This window comes from Bordetella tumulicola (assembly GCF_054779135.1).
On the sequence record NZ_BAAGYU010000008.1, the window covers coordinates 224332 to 242168 of the forward strand.

Annotated in this window: 21 protein-coding genes; 6 read left to right on the forward strand and 15 right to left on the reverse strand. The window is 58.8% G+C overall.

Annotated elements, in window-relative coordinates:
* Nucleotides 1-5: 5 nt before the first annotated feature.
* From ACYVDM_RS16290 to ACYVDM_RS16340, 11 genes are read right to left on the reverse strand one after another with little or no spacing between them, the layout of a single operon-like run.
* Nucleotides 6-2312: an MMPL family transporter gene (locus ACYVDM_RS16290; protein ID WP_415786903.1), complete on the reverse strand. Its 2307-nt coding sequence runs from the start codon at nt 2310-2312 to the stop codon at nt 6-8.
* A gap of 34 nt (nt 2313-2346) precedes the next feature.
* Nucleotides 2347-2958, reverse strand: coding sequence for a LolA family protein (locus tag ACYVDM_RS16295; protein ID WP_415786901.1), 612 nt, complete (start codon nt 2956-2958; stop codon nt 2347-2349).
* On the reverse strand, nt 2955-3398 hold the full coding sequence (locus ACYVDM_RS16300; RefSeq protein ID WP_415786899.1) for an acyl-CoA thioesterase: 444 nt from the start codon (nt 3396-3398) through the stop codon (nt 2955-2957). Before ACYVDM_RS16300 ends, ACYVDM_RS16295 begins: the two co-directional genes overlap by 4 nt.
* Complete coding sequence (locus ACYVDM_RS16305) at nt 3391-4323, reverse strand: LpxL/LpxP family acyltransferase (protein ID WP_415786897.1); 933 nt, start codon at nt 4321-4323, stop codon at nt 3391-3393. Before ACYVDM_RS16305 ends, ACYVDM_RS16300 begins: the two co-directional genes overlap by 8 nt.
* Nucleotides 4320-5063 (reverse strand): glycosyltransferase family 2 protein, encoded by a 744-nt coding sequence (locus ACYVDM_RS16310; protein WP_415786895.1) that lies wholly within the window; start codon nt 5061-5063, stop codon nt 4320-4322. The genes ACYVDM_RS16305 and ACYVDM_RS16310 overlap by 4 nt, the downstream gene beginning before the upstream one ends.
* Nucleotides 5044-6750, reverse strand: coding sequence for an AMP-binding protein (locus tag ACYVDM_RS16315; RefSeq protein ID WP_415786893.1), 1707 nt, complete (start codon nt 6748-6750; stop codon nt 5044-5046). The genes ACYVDM_RS16310 and ACYVDM_RS16315 overlap by 20 nt, the downstream gene beginning before the upstream one ends.
* Before the next feature lie 2 nt (nt 6751-6752).
* On the reverse strand, nt 6753-7313 hold the full coding sequence (locus ACYVDM_RS16320) for a COG4648 family protein (RefSeq protein ID WP_415786890.1): 561 nt from the start codon (nt 7311-7313) through the stop codon (nt 6753-6755).
* On the reverse strand, nt 7310-7564 hold the full coding sequence (locus tag ACYVDM_RS16325) for an acyl carrier protein (protein ID WP_415786887.1): 255 nt from the start codon (nt 7562-7564) through the stop codon (nt 7310-7312). Before ACYVDM_RS16325 ends, ACYVDM_RS16320 begins: the two co-directional genes overlap by 4 nt.
* A 14-nt stretch (nt 7565-7578) precedes the next feature.
* Nucleotides 7579-7851, reverse strand: coding sequence for a phosphopantetheine-binding protein (locus ACYVDM_RS16330; protein WP_415786885.1), 273 nt, complete (start codon nt 7849-7851; stop codon nt 7579-7581).
* Nucleotides 7823-8656, reverse strand: a complete 834-nt coding sequence (locus ACYVDM_RS16335; protein WP_415786883.1) for a lysophospholipid acyltransferase family protein — start codon at nt 8654-8656, stop codon at nt 7823-7825. The genes ACYVDM_RS16330 and ACYVDM_RS16335 overlap by 29 nt, the downstream gene beginning before the upstream one ends.
* The gene (locus ACYVDM_RS16340; RefSeq protein WP_415786881.1) at nt 8653-9381 is read right to left on the reverse strand and encodes a beta-ketoacyl synthase chain length factor; all 729 of its coding nucleotides are present in this window, start codon (nt 9379-9381) and stop codon (nt 8653-8655) included. Before ACYVDM_RS16340 ends, ACYVDM_RS16335 begins: the two co-directional genes overlap by 4 nt.
* An 81-nt stretch (nt 9382-9462) precedes the next feature.
* Here ACYVDM_RS16340 and ACYVDM_RS16345 point away from each other — a divergent pair, with 81 nt between their 5' ends.
* Complete coding sequence (locus ACYVDM_RS16345; RefSeq protein ID WP_415786879.1) at nt 9463-10158, forward strand: 4'-phosphopantetheinyl transferase family protein; 696 nt, start codon at nt 9463-9465, stop codon at nt 10156-10158.
* 13 nt (nt 10159-10171) lie between these two features.
* Here ACYVDM_RS16345 and ACYVDM_RS16350 read toward each other — a convergent pair whose 3' ends face one another.
* Together ACYVDM_RS16350 and ACYVDM_RS16355 are read right to left on the reverse strand one after the other, a co-directional pair.
* The gene (locus ACYVDM_RS16350) at nt 10172-10552 is read right to left on the reverse strand and encodes a pyrimidine dimer DNA glycosylase/endonuclease V (RefSeq protein WP_415786877.1); all 381 of its coding nucleotides are present in this window, start codon (nt 10550-10552) and stop codon (nt 10172-10174) included.
* 21 nt (nt 10553-10573) lie between these two features.
* The gene (locus ACYVDM_RS16355; RefSeq protein ID WP_415786875.1) at nt 10574-11335 is read right to left on the reverse strand and encodes an IclR family transcriptional regulator domain-containing protein; all 762 of its coding nucleotides are present in this window, start codon (nt 11333-11335) and stop codon (nt 10574-10576) included.
* 262 nt (nt 11336-11597) lie between these two features.
* Between ACYVDM_RS16355 and ACYVDM_RS16360 the strand changes: the two genes are divergently transcribed.
* The 4 genes from ACYVDM_RS16360 to ACYVDM_RS16375 all read left to right on the forward strand — a co-directional run bounded on the left by ACYVDM_RS16360 (nt 11598) and on the right by ACYVDM_RS16375 (nt 14862).
* Complete coding sequence (locus ACYVDM_RS16360) at nt 11598-12068, forward strand: MaoC family dehydratase (protein WP_415786873.1); 471 nt, start codon at nt 11598-11600, stop codon at nt 12066-12068.
* Between the two features lie 10 nt (nt 12069-12078).
* Nucleotides 12079-12510, forward strand: a complete 432-nt coding sequence (locus ACYVDM_RS16365; protein WP_415786871.1) for a MaoC family dehydratase — start codon at nt 12079-12081, stop codon at nt 12508-12510.
* A 69-nt stretch (nt 12511-12579) separates the two neighbouring features.
* A complete protein-coding gene (locus tag ACYVDM_RS16370; protein ID WP_415786869.1) occupies nt 12580-13551 on the forward strand; it encodes a Bug family tripartite tricarboxylate transporter substrate binding protein in 972 nt (323 codons plus the stop codon).
* A 48-nt stretch (nt 13552-13599) separates the two neighbouring features.
* Nucleotides 13600-14862 (forward strand): CaiB/BaiF CoA transferase family protein, encoded by a 1263-nt coding sequence (locus tag ACYVDM_RS16375; RefSeq protein WP_415786867.1) that lies wholly within the window; start codon nt 13600-13602, stop codon nt 14860-14862.
* Nucleotides 14863-14889: 27 nt separating this feature from the next.
* Here the strand turns inward: ACYVDM_RS16375 and ACYVDM_RS16380 are convergent, their stop codons facing one another.
* Nucleotides 14890-15651 carry an IclR family transcriptional regulator gene (locus ACYVDM_RS16380; RefSeq protein ID WP_415786865.1) on the reverse strand — a complete coding sequence of 254 codons (762 nt, stop codon included), beginning with the start codon at nt 15649-15651 and terminating at the stop codon, nt 14890-14892.
* A gap of 173 nt (nt 15652-15824) precedes the next feature.
* On the opposite strand from ACYVDM_RS16380, the gene ACYVDM_RS16385 reads away from it, so the two are divergent.
* On the forward strand, nt 15825-17147 hold the full coding sequence (locus ACYVDM_RS16385) for an ArgE/DapE family deacylase (RefSeq protein WP_415786863.1): 1323 nt from the start codon (nt 15825-15827) through the stop codon (nt 17145-17147).
* A gap of 9 nt (nt 17148-17156) precedes the next feature.
* Here ACYVDM_RS16385 and ACYVDM_RS16390 read toward each other — a convergent pair.
* Nucleotides 17157-17837 (reverse strand): RNA-guided endonuclease TnpB family protein (locus ACYVDM_RS16390; protein ID WP_460475425.1); only part of this gene is annotated, 681 nt, incomplete at its 5' end.

The following is a 17837-nucleotide window of genomic DNA, read 5'->3' on the forward strand; positions in this document are numbered from 1 at the left end:
GAGGATTACGGTTGGGAGTGAGGTGGGTGAGACAGGAACGGGCTACGGATCCAGGCCGCGCAAAAGACCGAGCACAGCACGCCGATCGTCACGGTCAGTCCAAAGCTGGCGATGGCGGGCGTGGCGCTGGCCGCGAGCATCCCGAATGAAAACAGTGTCGTCAATGCGCCCAGGGATATACCGATCACGCAGGCGGGGGCGCCGCCCACGCCTTCATACATGAAGATCGCGTAGTCGACGGCCAGTGCCGAGGTCAGCAGCAGCCCAAACAACGAGAACAGGGTGATTGGCTGGCCGGTAAAGCCGAGTATGGCTAGCGTCGCGACGGTGGCGATGATCGGTACTGTCAGGATGCGCAACATCGCCGCGCGACCCAGCAGGAGGGCTATCAGCAGACCGGCCACCACATAAGAACCGATCTTGAGCTCGGCGGCTTTCAATCGTGTGGCGGAAAACAGAGCATTGAGTTCGCCCGCACGGTCGATCAGCGACACGCCTGCTTGTCCCTCGGCCACGTGTACGAGCACCTCGGCGGAACTCAGGCCCTGCAGGGTGACCAGACCCGCCACCTCGCCATCGATGGGGCCGAGCCACAGCGTACGCCAGCGTTCTGCGAGCGGTGAGGCCAGTACCTGATCGAGGCTGAGCAGGGGCAGGGATGTCAGCGTCTTCAGCTCAGCTTGAATGGCGCTTTCAGGCAGGCCCAGCTCGGTGAGTGCGCGCCATGCGGCTGGGTTGTCGGCCTGGGCATGTAATTGAGCTTGCAATTGCTGCTGTGCCGCGCGCGGTACCGCGACTTGGCTAAGCGCGTCGTAGCCCTTTAATTTTCCCTCTGTCACGAGGGAGTCGAGTCGTGCCGTTAATGCGGCCTGACGCTGGAGCAAGGTATCCGTATCGGGCGCTCGCACGAGAAAGAATTGGCTAGTGGGCATGACACCGGTGATGGCGGCGATTTCTTGTGCCTGCTCGAGCAGGGTCGCCGGCGCGCTCAACCATTGACGCATATCGTCGCGCATGTCCAGGCGAAGAATGCCGGCGACGCTCAGGCCGATCATCAGCCATAACATGAAATGACGCAAAGTACGCGGTGCCCGGCGGGCGCTCGCGATGCCATCCAGCAAGCGTTCGGCCGCACGAGCTAAAAGTGCCGAGGGACGGGGGCGTAGTCGCGGCAGTAGCGACGGAAGCAGCAGTACCGTCGTGGCGTACGACGCAGCCAGACCAGCCGTGGAAAACACGGCAGTCTGGGTCAGGGCGGGAAAGGGGGTAAAGGCCAGCGCCACATAGCCGGTCAGTGTGGCGGCCAGACTGATGGTCAGGCCGGGCAATACGCGCCGCATCGCGGTATGCGACTGCCAATCGGGCATGCCGTAGCTTTTACCGAGCCAATGCATGGGGAAATCAATGGCGATGCCGAGCAGGCTCATGCCGATCACCAGCGTGAGCACATGGACTTCACCGAACAGCGCAATGCTGGCGGCCAAGCCGGCCACAAAGCCGACCGCCACTGGAAAAAACGCCAGTAGTACGCTGGCGCGGCGCAGGGCCAGCAGCAGGACCAGGACGGTGCCGATCAGCGACACGATGCCGATACGACCGCTTTCATCGGCCGCCTGTTCGCTACCGGCCGCGGCGTAGAGGACGCCACCCGTTGCCAGCAGGGCGCCGCCGCCTTGGGTGACAGCGGCATCCGCTTGCCGCACTATCGTTGCGATCGCACGGCTGGTTTCGCCATCAAACGCTCTACCGCGGATCTGCCCCAACATGAGTACCCAGGTACGACCCTCGGCGTTGGCTTGCAGCGTGGTGGTAGGTAGGTCCAGTTGCACAGTGCCCGTGGGTCGCATCGCACGTTCGACGCGCGAGGTCAGACCCAAAAAGTCGTCGTTCAGAGGGACGACACCAGCGCTGCCGAAGGGATCGAGTATTTGGGTCGCGCGGCGACCGGCGTAGGCTGCCGGATCATTGATGAGCAGGTGCCGGTCGTCGCTCGGCAGCATGGCAAGACGCATGGCGAGCAGGCTTTGACGTAGCTCCGGCAACGCGACGTCAATGTGCAAACGCACGCTGTCAAAACGCTGGCTATCTCGTAGCCGGCTCGCAACGGATTCAGCTAGCGACACGGCCTGTTTGCGGTCGGCATGACCGACCAATACCACCATCTGGCGCGTAAGCGGCGCATCAACGCGCGCCTGAGCCTGAGCCTGCGCGCGCAGCGGATCCGTGGTGGTGTGCGGTACCAGTACCATCAGATCTGAGGTAACGGGCCAGCCGTGACGGCACTGCCAGCCCAGCAGAGCTAGCAAAAGCACGAGCGCGACCCAAGCCGCGCGACGCAGGTGCCGTTCAGTCGGTGAGGTCGCGCTGTGCATCATCGCTCAACGAAGAGGCTGTCCGGGCGTCCTCCATGCGCAACACCGTACGGTCGCCCTGGGTTTCGCGCAGTTCGATGCGCTGCACCAGTGTGCCGCCGCGGATCTCGATGTCCGTGAAAACCTGGCGTAGCAGTAGCGAACTGGGCGTCATCAGCACGCGCCAGTCGGTGGGTGTTCCTTCCAACCGAAGGTTGAAGTTTTCGGCGAGACCTTCCGCGTCACCGCTCAGCAGGGCGAGAAATAGTTGAGTTTCGCGATTGCTGCTGCCGGGCGCAGGCTGCCAGGTATCGTCGGGTAGCTTGCGTGCTACCCCTTGCAAAGTGATGCGCAAGTTCTGCTCCAGCGGGCTGCGCAGGTGCCATAGCACGCCTTTACCTGTGGCCAGCACGAACTCGCCGCGCGAGACCAGTGGCTCGGCAAGCGAACGCAGGTGCTTTTCCTGTACGAATTTGCCGCGCACCACAGGCGCCGCGGTTAATTGCTCACGCAATTGGGCGAGGTCGAAGGCCCAGCCTGCGGCGGGCAGCAACAACGCACACAAGGTCAGGACAGGCAGTCGCAACATCTGGCGCAGGAAGATCATCGGGCAGCTCCGAGTTGGGTCAAGCGGGTTTCGATGGCCGTGCACATTGGCTCGGGCGACATCAACTGCATCTCACGTGTGGCAACATCGACGGCGACTTGTATCGAACTGGCGCGCGTGATGCGTTGTCCGGAGGCGGCATCGGAGATGAGGTAATGGATCTTCAGGCGGCTTTCCCACTCGACCAATTCGGCACGCACCTGCAAGTGCTGGCCAAACGTCGCCGGCTGTACATAGCGGAGTTGCAGGTCGATCACAGGCCAGACATAGCCCGAGGCCCGCATGACGGAATAGTCGTAGTTCAGATCGGCCAGCAGCGCGCAACGCGCCTGCTCCAGGTATTTAACGTAGTGACCGTGCCAAACTACCTGCATCATGTCGACGTCGTAGAACGGGACCTCGATGTCGATTTGCACACTATGAACGCCGCGGCTACGCATCGTCGCTCCAGAAGGGATAAAAGTTGAACCATTGCAGTGGGGCACCGGCGCAGCTACGCGATAGATGGTCGGCGTAAGCCTGGGCCCAGCGTGCAACCTCTTGTTCACGGGTTGCGCGGGTCCATTGCACTCGATCGGTCAGACGTGAGATGGCGATGCGATAGCGACCGTTGTGACGCGTGCAATCGAGGACATTGACTGGACATCCCAGCAGGCCGGCAAGCAGCCAGGGTCCTTGTGGCAGGCGTGCTCGCGCCCCGAGAAAATCGACCTCCGCCGTGCGCTCGCCTGACAAGGGGATACGATCGCCGGTAATGGCAATCCATTCGCCGCGGGTCAGCGCCTGAGCCAGTTCCATCATGCGTACCGCATCCAGTTCACTCACCTGAATGAGGCGCAGGTGCACGGCCTCCGACTCGCCCATCAGACGGTTGAACGCCTCCGCATGTTTGTTGTGCACCAGCACATTGAGCGTCAGTCTTTGTTCGCGTTCAGCTAGCGCGCGGCAGATCTCGATATTGCCCAGATGCGACCCGACCAGCAATTGGCCGCTACCTTTGCGCATTTGCGGGTGCAGATTGTCGGGGTCGACCAGGTCGACATCCGAGAGATGGATCTTGTCCTGCCAGACGTCGAGTTTGTCAAGCAATGCGCTGGAAAACGCCAGATACTGGCGGTAGACCGGCGCGTAACGTGGCAGCACCACATCGGGATGGGTGGCGACCAGGCGGCGCTGGTAGCTTGCGATGCTGCGGCGCGCGCGGCGGCCGGTCAGGTAGAAATACAGCACCACTAACCACATCACCGGCGCGACGGCCCGGCGCCCCAGGTGGCGTGCCGCCGCCGCGGTGATTCGCAGCAGCAGCGGATTGCCGCGTTCGGGCTGATCGGCCCAGTGGGCGGAATCGGGGGCAGGCCGCGTCATGATGCCGGCCTCACACGACGCCATAGCAGACGCGGCGACCGTCGCAACATGCCAAAGAAAAGTCGCGCATGCATGCGGCTGATCAGCACGTTGTCGGCCAGCCCGCGAAAATGCGAGACGCCATCTGCGGGATAACTCACGCGCGTTGGTATCCAGTGCATCGGTACATTGGCCCAGTGCAGATGGACTACCACGCCGATGTCGAAGTCCATGTGGTCTCCGGAACCGGGTAGCGCGGGAAGCGTTTGCGCCAGGGGGTATACACGGAATCCGCACATGGCATCAGGGATGTCGCGCGACAGGGTGTTGACCCAGACCCAGACGCGCGTGAGTCGGCGGCCGTATAGCCGCGTGCGAGGCGCCTCATCGCCGAACACGGGCTGGCCACACACGAGCGCCCGTGGCTCCGCTCGGGCCTTGTCGAGCAGGCGTTGTACATCGTGCAGATCATGTTGGCCGTCGGCGTCAATCTGTAGCGCATGGGTGTAGCCCGCTGCGGCGGCCGCGCGTAGGCCCTCTTGTACGGCAATACCTTTGCCGCCATTGACCGCACGGCGCATCAGCGTGATGCCGGGTCCGGCCAGCGCGTCCAGCACCGCCGCGCAATCCGCGTCTGAACCATCATCGACCAGCATGCAAGGCAAGTTCAGTGTACGCAGCGCCACCACCACGGTGCCGACCTTGGCGGCGTGATTGTAGACAGGGATCACCGCGCAGGGCTTAAACGGATCGGGATTCATCGGAAGAGGTGCACACGATACGGCCGGATGAGCAGGGCTTACCCGACATATGATAGGAAAAAGTAAGCTTGTGTCGCGTGTCGTCCCAGCGCAGCGAGAGCATGGCCCGATCTCCCGGGCGCATCAAACGCTGGAATTTCAGATTTTCGATGTTGCTGGCCCGCAAATCGGGACGCACATGTACGCGGGCTTGATCCATCGCCCATTCGATCTGCAGTACGCCGGGCACTACGGGTGAGCAGGGGAAGTGTCCCGGAAACACCGGCAGATCGAGTGGCACGTCGAATTCGGCCTGTAGCGTGCCGTCTTCAAGGGACGAGGGCGCCTCAAAATTCGGATGACGGGGTCGCGGACCGGCCAATTCGATGAATTGCGCCTGGGTCAACTTGCCCTGGGCATTCCAGGGTAACTGGGGCAGTAGGCGCCAGGAGCGCGGCACCGCCAACGGCGGGACGCGACCATGCAGATGGCGACGCAGGCCGTCAAGCAGCAGGCGTCGCCCGCCATTGCGCAGCGTGTGCAGGCCCGCTGTCGTGAGCACAATCAGTGCGCTGAGTCTCGGTCGTCCCGGCGCCAGGCCCATGCGGACATCCGCCACGTGAGGGTGCGACAGCAGGACCTGCTCGATTTCGAGCAGGCTGATGCGCTTTTCTTCGAGCTTAATAATGCGATCCAGACGGCCGTGCAATTGCAATCCGTTCCCCGTCAGGGTGGCGGCATCGGCCGTTTGTTCTCGTCCCGCCGTCCACGGCGAGGCTATCCACAACGCGCCGTGCTCATTCAGGCCGGCCCGCACGTCCTGCAACAGACGCCAATCGACATCGCCTTGACGCGTTGCGGCCGCACCGGTCTCGGAACTGCCGTAAATCTCGATCGGCCGGCAATCGCAGGCCGCCGCAATTTGATCGGATACCTCAGGCGGGAGCGGGCCGCCGGCCGTGTAGATCGCCATGAGACGCCCACGCAGCACAGGCCAATCGATGCGCTGCTGTACGCGACGCAGCAGTGCGGGGCTGGCGATCCAGAGAAAGCGCGGATGCGTCAGACTCGCCTGCATCAGCTCTTCGGGATAGTGGCGTTGTGGACGATCGATCAGATGCCCGGCACACAGCGGCCAGAGCACGCGAAATGGCAGGCCAAACATATGATGCGGGCCGACGCTGCCCAGCACACACAAGGTCTCGCGCGTGGGCCAGTGCCGTTCCAGGGCGCACACTTCGTCGGCCAGTTGCCGCCACCGCTTGGCGATGGGTTTTGGCACGCCGCTAGAGCCCGAGGTGTACAACACCAGTCCAGCGACTTCCGCATCCAGCACACGGGCCGGCAGCGCGGTGCCCATGAGTTCGGCGGAGGAGAAAACGCGCGCTGACGGTAGCGGGACGTCGGCGTCGGATAGCCAAAAATCGACATTTGTATCGACACGCGCACACGCCGATGGCAGCACGTCGCCGGGCAAGTGAGCCATGACACCCGCGCGCCAGCAGCCCACCAGAGCGATCGCAAGTTCGATGGCATCCTCAAACCAGAGTGCGACATTGCGGACACCGCGTTCCTGCAGCGCACCCGCCAGACACAGCGCGCGTTCACGAAACCCGGCGCGGCTCAGGTCAGGCGTGGCGGCCAGCGGCCGATCTTCGTCGCGCGGCAGCAGTAATTCGGTAGGGTCGATCCAAAAGGGAGCGTTCATCGTCAGGTTGCTTTCGCACCCTCTATCACGCGCGGACGCAGCAACCATTCGCCCATGAACAGCACACCCATCAGCGCGTAGCTAATGGCCCCGTTGTACCAAGTCCAGGCTTGCCACGAGCCCCATAGCCCGAGCGCCGCGGCAACCAGGCCGTTAACCAAGAAAAAAACGCACCAAACCTGCGTCACTCGGCGGGTATAGAGCACCCCTTCGGGGGAAAGATCGGGGTGGCGCAGACGAGCGAGCCGTTCGATCACGGGGCGACCGCGCAGCAGGCTCGCACCAAAGGCTGCCAGCAGCAGCGCGTTGATCATCACAGGGTAAACACGCAGCGCGGATTCGGTGTTAATCAGGGCCAGCGTAATGCAGCCGACCAATGCCAACGTGGGTAGCCAGCGCCCGCCAGGCTGTGCGTTTGCCGGACGCAGCATGGCGCGCGCAAACCACAGCGTACCGATGACCCCCAGTAGCCAGCCAGTGGGCCAACGCCCCAGGCTCGCGTGCACGACGAAGGGATAGGCGACGCCCAACAGCGCGAGCACCAGTCCCAACGCCGTTTTCATGTGGGGGCGCTCATCTTTTGCCAAACGGCATCCACCACGTCCTGCACCGTACGAACCGTGCGGAAGTCGTCCGCCGCCAGTTTATGGCCGGTCTGACGTTTGATATGGTCAATCAGATCAATCGCATCAATGCTGTCGATTTCCAGATCCGTATAGAGATTGGCGGTGGGCGTGACGCGCTCGGGTTCCAGTTCGAACAACTCAACCAGCGCATCGCGTAGCGCGGCAAAAATATCTTCGCGATTTTGCATGAGTAACTCCGGTATCAAGCGCTGCGTTGCTTCGCGGCGACAAATTTGCTCAGATTGGCCACCGATTCAAAGTGTTCGCGCATGGTGCGTGTTTCGGCATCGATGGTCACATGGAATTTTTTCTGCAGCGCCAGGCCAAGCTCAAGCGCGTCTACAGAGTCCAGGCCCAGGCCATCGCCAAAGAGCTGGGCGTTGCTGTCGATGTCCTCGGGTTGCATGTCTTCGAGTCCGAGGGACTCGATGATCAGGACCTTGATGTCATGTTCCAGCTGAATGTTTGTTGTCATGATCGGTTAATTCAGTGTCGAAATAGGCGTGCAGATGCTCGTTGAGCCTGCGGCCAGCAATGGGTAACGGAGCCTGTGAACTCCATTTAACTGGGTCGATATCCGGGCCTACATGGATGGTGTAGTGCATACGTCGATGCGGAATTCGATACCACGGTTCGCCTTTGGTGAGACTGCGTGGGTTCATGCGGATAACGACAGGTGTAATGACGCAGGCACCCCGCAAGGCGATGGCGCAGGCGCCGCGATGAAAACGGGGCATGCTGTCTCGCGGTGTGCGACCTCCCTCTGGAAACACAAGCAACGCCTGACCATCACGCAGAACCTGCGCCGCCTGATCCAGCATGTCCAAGCTTTCATTGTTACTGATATAGCCAGCCGCGAGAATAGGGCCGCGCGTGAACACGTTACTTACCAGCGCATGCTTGACGACACAATTGGTCTTGGCAACGTGCCCCACGAGAAAGACCACATCCAGCAGGGACGGGTGATTGGCAATGATCATCTGGCCCGGGCGCCCGAGGCGCTCTGCTCCCCGGAAGTCGATAGTCAGAATACCGACAAAAACCATAAATCGGACGAAATAACGAAATGTCCAGGCAATCGCCACGCGGGCACGTTGCTGCCGTTCGTCGGCACTGCCGCCTCGCAAGCGCAATAACGGAAAGACGATCAGGCGTAACGCTAATCCGCCCAGACCAAACAACGTAAAGGCCAGCCCCGTCGCGAATAGGCGCCATAGCCAGGCGTCCTGCCGCGGCGGATTCGTGCCGGGAAGAGGATCCTGCAGCGGAGAGGTGTTCATGATGCGGCGGCGCGGCCCCACTGCCAATGACGTGTCGATCCACTATGAGACCAGGAGGACGTACCGTTGACGAGGTGGCGCAATAAATTGAGTGGGTGCGGCCAGTGTTCAGACACGGGATCCTGGCCTGAACGGGTAAGGGACAGTTGCCAGTCGGACCCGGCACTCAGGCGCAACGCGACGACATACGAAAAGGGCACATCATCGATCCAGGGCAAATAGGCGCGTGGCGGCCGTTCTTCGGCCGCAATGACCAGCACGCGCGGCGCGCCAGCGTGCAATAGTAGGCACGCCTCCTGGATGGCGTGTTCCAGCAAATCCGTATCACCCGCCAAGGCAACGGTCTCCTCGGTTTCTTTGCGGATAATAGACCATTGCCCCAGAATAGCGTTGTGCACCGACAGGCCAAAGGCGGTCGGCGAAAGCGGTTCGTCGGCGGCCAGATCACTCAAGAGCTGGAAGCTGCGTGTGGTTTCACCATGACGCGAAGCAAATACCATAGGCATGGGCGCGCATCCTTCTGCCAACGGCCAGGCGCAGCCGAACGTCATCCGCGCCAGCGGGCTAAGGCGACGGCGCTGCATGGCAGGCAGAAAATGGGTGCTGGGCAAGGTGCCGGTTTCGGGAAACGGGCAGTACGGTGACGTCGCCCATTCACGCCAATGACTTTCGTCATCCAAACCGGGGGCCCACGCTCCCCACTGTTCGATGGTGAACGTAAACATAGCTGGCGATTGTACTGGATAAGGTATTATGTTATTTATAGTTACATAAAGAAATTATTTTCGAGTTACGTAAAGAAACTAATGATTCATATTCAGTTCGGCGGGCCTGCCTGGCAACGTCATTATGACCCTGAGAATCTGAGCGATACGGATCGGGTACGACTGTCGGCCCCCCGGGCTCCGCGTGCCGAAAAAGATTGGCAAGTCAGTCGGTCGATCGCGGCTGAACTGCGCCGTGCTACGGGGGCTGACCGACACGCGCCGTTGGCCTTGAGCCACAGTCGCGGTCACGCGCTGGCTGCGATAGCGCCGGCATCGGTCGTCCTGGCTGTCGATCTGGAGCGTTGTCGTCCACGCGATACCGAAGCCATTGCGCGGTGGGTTTGCACGCCCGAAGAACGTGCGGCCTTGTTGTCCGAGATCGATCCTGCGCGTCGGCTTGAGGACTTCTACGTGCTGTGGACGCTCAAAGAGTCCCTGCTTAAAGCGGCGAGGCTGCCGTTTCCGGCTGGTATGGCGAAAGTGGGTCTGACATATACCGGTGCGTCCGCCGCAGTGCTGCGTGTTCCGGAAGGGCAGTGGCAGGCCAGGGTTTATCGCCTGCCGGAGGATTGGGTGGCGGCGGTCGCGTGGCAGATGGATGTGGATGCGAGAGAGACGGTCACGGACGCGATGCAAACAGATGGGGTGCATTGGTTGCAACCGGCGCTACCGGGTTTGCTGGGGCATTGGCGTACCCCGCCGAGACCATTGATTTCATCGTCAGAATCTCGGTGATCGTTGCACATCATCATTCGACGCGAGCGGCGGTACTACGTTCTTTGATCCGTTGACGGTTCAGCCGTAGCGCTTCGGTAGTCGGTACCCAGGCACCCCAGAACTTATCTGGAATGCCAGGAAAGTCTTCACGCCGGACACCGGTAAAGGTGGGGTTGTAGCCGCGGCGCTTCATTTCCTCGATCAAGTCGGCGTGCCGCCGCGCAAGATAGCCTAGTCGTGTATAGAAGAAAAGCAGATGGCCTTTTCCGAGAGTGTAGGTAGGCGGTTGGGGCGGGACTCCGCGAGCGCAAGCCTTCTGTGCAAGTGCGAAAACGCGAGGCAGCTCTCGGTATTCGGCAACAAGGTGTGGGCCACTTAGCTCTTGAACGGGTACGCAGTTGATGCGGGTCATGTTCGAACTTTTAGCAATCGCTCATAGTGTCGCGCGTATATTCGACGCACTGGAACGAAGCAGATTCAAATACTTCTTTACGGCTTGCTTTTCGCTAATCTGGCCCGACGGAAGGCTCACATTGATCGCGGCCAGTGCTCTGCCTTCGAGATCCTTGACGGTAACGGCCAGGCCGCAAATGGCTTCATCCAGCTCTGCGTCAACCCATGCATAACCGCGTTCCCGAGTGCATAAAATTTCGGCTCGCAGGTCGTTCCGATCTGTCAATGTTTGATTGGTAAGTCGCTTCAGGGGCGCATGTTCAAGAAACTCGTTAAGTTCCGTCTCCTGCAGTTCGGCGAGTAATGCCCGTCCCATGGAAACGGCATTGGCAGGTAGGCGACTGCCCAGGGTGGGGCTGGCCCGCAGGATCTTGTAGGTCGGGACGCGCACGACATAAACGATCTCGTTTCCGTCGAGGATCGACATGGCACATGACTGTTTGATGTGCTGCGATAGTTCCTCGAGCTCTAACTGCGCTTGCCGCCAGAACGGCAATGAATACAGATAAGAAAGGCCAAGATTGAGCACTTTCGGTGTCAGGGAATAACTGCGACCGTCGGTGCGTGTGTACCCAAGATCTGTCAGTGTGAGTACATAGCGCTTGATCACGGACCGGCTAAGGCCCGTGTCTTCCGACAGAGCGGCGATGTTCATCTCGGGCTGGTTACGCCCCAGGGATTCAATGACCTGCAGCCCGCGTGCAAAGGTGCGTACGAAAGATTCGCTCTCGCGACTTTCCATGGTCCGGACTCCTACTGATCTGATGGTGTTGAATATTCGAGGATACTCGACGGTTTTGTTCACCCATCATGCCATGACATTCCTCCGGGATTTTGCTGTTTTTCCGTTCAGCATTTCAGTCTGGCGGCTCGAATTTCGTGTTGACAGGCAAATAGGTAGCCCCTAGTATTGTTCGTATAGCGGTTATTAATAACCGTCTAGCGGTCGTTTTTATTGTGACTCATTTGACTATCTATTGCCAGTATCTGATCCGGAGGCATGCATGGATTACCAATATGACACCGACTTCTGGGCGGGTAATTCCGCCCGAAAACTCTGGGACGACATCGTCCCCGGTGTCCCGCGGAAAACACTTCCCTATAAGTTGACCAAAGAGGCGATCTACAAACTGTGCAAAGCCACCGGCGATATGAACCCTCTTTATATCGATGAGGAGTATGCGAGAACGACGAAATGGGAGGGCATCATTGCGCCGCCGTCGATTCATGTATTGCTGATGTTCTCGTGCACACCAAACGATGATTGGATGCGCAGCCCCGGCACCATCAATGCCAGTCAATCATGGACCTACAACGTGCCGGCCAGGCCGGGCGACGTGATCACGCTCCAGGCCCGCGCGTTAGACAAATTCATCAAAGGCGATCGTCTTTTCGCCGTTCATGACAATGTTTTCTTCAATCAAAAAAATGAAGTGATCTGCTCCGGCCGCGGCTGGACGATCCGTCCAGAGTAAGGAGCACGAGATGGAAAAAACATTTGATATTGAAGAAGGCCTGCGTATTGAAGGACCCTCATTCAGTCCGACACGAGAGACGATCTGGGCGTTTTGCGAGGCCTCACTCGACTACAACCCGCTGCATTGGGACGATGAGTATATGAAGTCGGACTTTGGCAAGACCAACTTCGGCGGAATCATTATGCACGGCATGTCCAATTTCAGTCTGATTACCCGAATGATGACGGATTGGGCCTTGCCGCTCGGGGGTACGCATCGACGCCTGGAAACGCGCTGGAGATCTCCGGTTAAACCTGGCGACACGATCACACCTACAGGCATCGTGAAGAAAATCAAGAAAACGGAAAAAGCGAACTGGGTGGTTGTTTCCGTGCAGGTAAAGAATCAGCAGGATAGTCTTGTGGCCGAAGGTGAAGCAATGGTGGAGTTTCCTCATTAATTAAAGAGGAACCCAACTCTTTTTATGCCGCTGACTTCAGTAGGCGGCGTTCTCTATGGGAGATAGAGTATGAAGAGGATACATCGCATTTTCATGAGTTCGATAGCGGCGCTAATGTGTTCTGTCGCCTGGGCGAAGGGCTTTCCCGATAGGGCGGTGACCATCGTCGTTCCGTTCCCCGCGGGCGGGACGACAGATGTACTGGCCAGGCATCTGAGCAATGCCTTGGCGCAAAAATGGGGGCAGTCAGTCGTTGTTGAGAATCGCGCAGGCGCCAGCGGCACGATAGGTTCGGCGGCGGTGGCTCGTGGTCAGGCCGATGGATATACGCTACTGCTAACCGCGACGCATCATGTTATCAATCCGACCTTGCTCAAGGACACCATCCCTTACGACACCAAAGATGCCTTCGCGAATGTGGCCATGGTCGCGCAGGTTCCGAATGTGCTGGTGGTGAACAAGAATTTTGAAGTGAAAACCGTGCAGGAGCTCATTGACCTGGCCAAGAAAAAGCCCGGTCAGATCAACTTTGGCTCTGCGGGTGTTGGCGGAGCTAACCATCTCTCGGGCGAACTATTTGCGCATATGGCCGGCATAAAGCTGACACATGTTCCTTATCGTGGCGCGGCACCGTCTTTGAATGATCTGTTGGCGGGGCAGATTCCAATGATGTTTGATTCGGTCCCCGGGGTTCTGGCGCACATTCAGTCAGGATCCTTGCGCGCCTTGGGGGTGACATCGGCGCAAAGAGTACCGCAGTTGCCTGATGTGCCCACGATCTCCGAGGCAGGCGTGGATGGGTTTGAGGCCATTGCAATGTTTGGGTTGTATGCGCCGAAGAAAATCCCCGATGACCTGCTTGAGCAGATATCACAGGATGTGAACCAAGTACTGGCTTCGCCTGAGATTGAAAAGAAATTCAATGAGCTCGGCGCCGCGCCCGGGAAAATGCCACAAGTCGAATTTGATCGCTACGTGAATCAGGAAATCGACAAATGGGCAACGGTAATCACCCAGGCCGATATCAAGCTGCAGCGGTAACGATCAGGGCCGTAATTAACCACGTTCTGATGACTAGGACAGATTGCCATGCTGGACAACATGCTTAACCAGATGATGAGCCAAGCCGGTGACAAGGCTTTGTCGAATATTCGCGTGCTGGACTTGTCACGTATCTTGGCGGGACCGTGGTGCACGCAAAACCTGGCTGATTTGGGAGCTGACGTCATCAAAGTTGAGCGCCCCGGTGTCGGGGATGACACTCGAGTCTGGGGGCCACCATGGCTTCCCGTATCGGATGAAACAGACGCCACGGATTCATCCTATTATGCCGCGGCGAATCGCGGAAAACGGTCGGTGACGGTCGACATCACAACAGAGCAGGGTCAGTTGTTAATAAAACGACTAGCCATGATGAGTGATGTGTTTATCGAGAACTTCAAGGTAGGAAATTTGAAGAAGTATGGCCTTGATTATGAGTCCATCCGACGCGAGAACCCGTCGATTATTTATTGCTCAATCACAGGCTTCGGTCAGGATGGGCCTTATTCCCATCGTCCGGGCTACGATTTTGTGTTTCAGGGCATGGGCGGCATGATGAGTATTACGGGCGAAAAGGACGGTTCGCCGGGAGGAGGGCCCCAGAAGGTAGGCATTGCGCTTGCGGACATCATCACCGGCATGTATTCAACGATTGCCATCCTCGCCGCAGTCAATCATCGCGCTAAGTCAGGGGAGGGGCAGTACATCGATATGTCCTTGCTCGACAGCGTCGTCGCGCTTGGCAGTAATCAGATAACCGGCTATTTCGCTAGCGGGAAAGTGCCAGTCCGCATGGGGAACGCGCATATGAGTCTGGTGCCCTATGGGGTGTATCCCACGCACGATGGTCACATCATTATTGCAGTAGGCAACGATGATCAATGGCAGCGCTATTGCGTCGTGATGGCACGCGATGACCTAGCGGCAGATCCGGATTTTGCCAAGGTAACGGGTCGTATCGTCAACCGCGAGCGTCTGGACGTGGCACTAAAGGCGACGATGCAAACTAGGGATTCGGCTACTTGGCTGGATCTACTCGAAAAGAGTGGCGTTCCGTGCGGCCCGATAAACACCTATGACCAGGTCTTTGATAATGAGCAGGTCAAACATCGCGAACTACGTGTCGATTACGAGCGTGAGGATGGCGCACGTGTCAGTGCGGCGGCTTCACCGCTACGCTTGACCGCGACGCCGCCGACCTATGATCTACCGCCGCCGATGATTGGCCAGCACACTGATGAGATCTTGGGCGGTCTGCTAGGCCTGAATGATCAAGAGCTGACCGCACTGCGTAATGCGGCAGTGATCTAATAGCGAAATTTCACCATCCGCTTGCAGTCATTGCTTGCTGAGCGCTTGTGCGGCATTGATGACCAAAGGCCCGAAGCGTTGGGCGAAAGCCTCTGGTTTCCATTGAGATAGCAGGCCGTAGATGTGAATCGCCGCGATGGGTTGACCAGTGTGGTCTAACACGGCCGACGACACGGCGAGTTCGCCCAACAATGTTTCCTGTACGGTCATGGCAAAACCGTTCTGGCGGGCCTGCGAGATTTTTTCGCGAATGGCGCTAGGATCGGTTTGCGTGTGCGGGGTGACGGCCACCAGATCGGAGCGCGTCAGGATATCGTCGACCTGCTCGTCGGGCAGATGCGCCATGATGGCTCGACCCGCGCACGCCCGGTACATCGGCATAGAGCGTCCCACCAGGGTCGCGAAATAGTAGCGCCGTCGTGTTTGCCGGCGCAGCGCGTACACAATATTCAGGTCATCGGGCAGGCTCAGGTCCACCCCTTCGTTGGACTCTTGTTGCAACTCGATCAGCACCTGGTTGGCGCGCTCGATCAGTGGGTGGCCACGCAGATAGTCGAACGTCCGGTGCAGGATTTTCTTGCCCAGTGTGTAGCCGCGCTGGTTAGAGCCGCGTTCGAGATAACCCAGCGCCACCAGTGTGTGCAGCATGCGCAGCGTGGAGTTGCGGTCCAGATTCGAAATCTCGATCAATTCATTCAAGCTCAAGGTACCGGGTTTCACACTAAAGGCTTCAAGGATGTCGAATGCCTTGGCCACGGATTGATTGAATCGAGTATCCACACTGCTCATAGTTTGCCTCCTGCTGACGCGATAGAAATTGACGTGCTACATCCCGATGTTAGGGAAATCTCTCATCGTGGATGTCTTGTCAGGTTTGATATACAACCCTAAGATATCATTAGTAGGCACGTAAGTATCAATATTTGATACTCGTATTTTACCGACAAAACGCTGGAGGTGAAATGAGCGAAGTTCAGGCGCAAAGATTGTCAGCAGGGGATATCGAGGCGGCGGTCGATAGGCTGGAGCACTACATGACCGATACCTTGTCGCGTTTCGTGCAGTGCCGCAGCCTGCTGGGCCAGGAAATTCCGGCAGCGGAGTTCCTCGAGGCCGAATTGGCCGAGTTGGGCCTGCAAAGCGAGCGTATCGCGCTGCGTACCGAGGACATCGAAGGGCTCCCCCTATATTCGCCGGCTTGCTGCCCCGACGGCGGGCGTTTCAATGTGCTGGCATGTCATGAGCCGACGCAAAGCACCGGGCGTTCTGTGCTTTTCAATGGCCACCTGGATGTCGTTCCTACCGGCCCGGAACATTTATGGGAAGAATCGCCGTTCAAGGGCAGCTTGCATGACGGCTGGTTGTACGGCCGTGGTTCAGGTGATATGAAAGCCGGCATTGTGTGTTCGCTGGCGGCGTTCAAAGCCCTGCAGGATCTAGGTATGCAACCCGCCGCGGTGGTGGGCTTCAATGGTGTGCTCGAAGAGGAAAACACCGGCAACGGCACGCTGGCCACGATATCGGCGCTTAAAAGCGCGATCGGCGTGGCCAAGCTCAGCGCGTTCGACGCGGTGCTGATTCCGGAACCCACCCATGAGGGCTTGATGTCGGCCCAGGTGGGCGTGTTCTGGATGTACGTGGATATCATCGGCAAGCCGGCCCACGCCTCAGTAATGACGACTGGAATCAGTCCGGTAGATCTCGGGCTGCGCGTCATGGATGCGATCAGGAAGGTCGAGCACGAGTGGAACCTGCCCGAAAATCGCCACCCCGCCTATCGTGACCACGCGCATCCCATCAACTTTAATCTCGGGCAGATCCATGCCGGCGATTGGAACTCGTCGGTACCCAGTGTATGCACGCTGGGCCTGCGCTTGTCGTGCTATCCGGACATGCCGGTTGAAACGGCCAAGGCACGTATTGAAGCTTGCATACGCCAGGTCGAGCAAGAGGTCGGCCAACCCGATACCCAATTCAATATTCGCTACGAAGGCTTCCATGCGCCTGGTTGCGAGTACGACCTGGACGTACCCGCGTTGCGCCTATTGGCAGACTCGCACCGGCAGGTGGCGGGCGAAGCCCCCAAGCCTGTGGCGCTGACGGGCACGACGGACGGCCGACATTTTCATTTCATGACCGATGTGCCGGTGACCTGCTACGGACCGATCGCGCGTAACTATCACGGATTCAATGAAAACGTCAGCGTGCAGAGCATGCTGCGCGTTGCCAAGACGTTTGCGCTCTTTCTGAATGAATGGTGTGGAGTCGAACCCAAGCGCGGTTGATTCCTTCCGTTAATTCACGTCTTTCATGGGGAACACGTTGACTGCTCCCCTCCCTAAAGGGAAAGGGATTCCCACTTCACCGAACCGAGCCATTTGCGCATCAACACTCATGCACTCAGGTCTTACCGTTTCTCCATGGGCTAACACCGCCAGCCCGGCGGCTAATACGTTATGCGCGGCGTTGATGTCACGATCGTGGTCTGTGCCACATGCGGGACAGAACCACCGCCGCACGCTCAACGGCAGCTTAGGTAACACGTGTCCGCAAGCGTGGCAGCGCTTGCTGGAGGGGTACCAGCGATCCACCCGCACGACGTCTCGTCCGACCCAACGCGCTTTGTATTCAAGCTGTCTCACGAACTCAGCCCACCCGGCATCTCCGATGGATTTAGCCAGACAGCGGTTTTTCTGCATATTTGACACAGACAAGCTTTCTACGGCGATCACTTGGTTTTCGTGGATCAACCGGGTAGAGAGCTGGTGCAGGAAATCCCTGCGGGTGTCTGCGATCTTGGCATGCAGTTTGGCGACTTTCAGCTTTGCCTTGGCACGGCGAGCCGATCCGCGTTGTTTCCTGGCCAAGCGACGTTGCAGCTTGGCTAACTTGGCTTCATGTTGTCGAAAGACATGCGGCGCATTGATTTTTTCTCCGGTTGAGAGGGTCGCAAAATGAGACAGCCCCAGATCGAT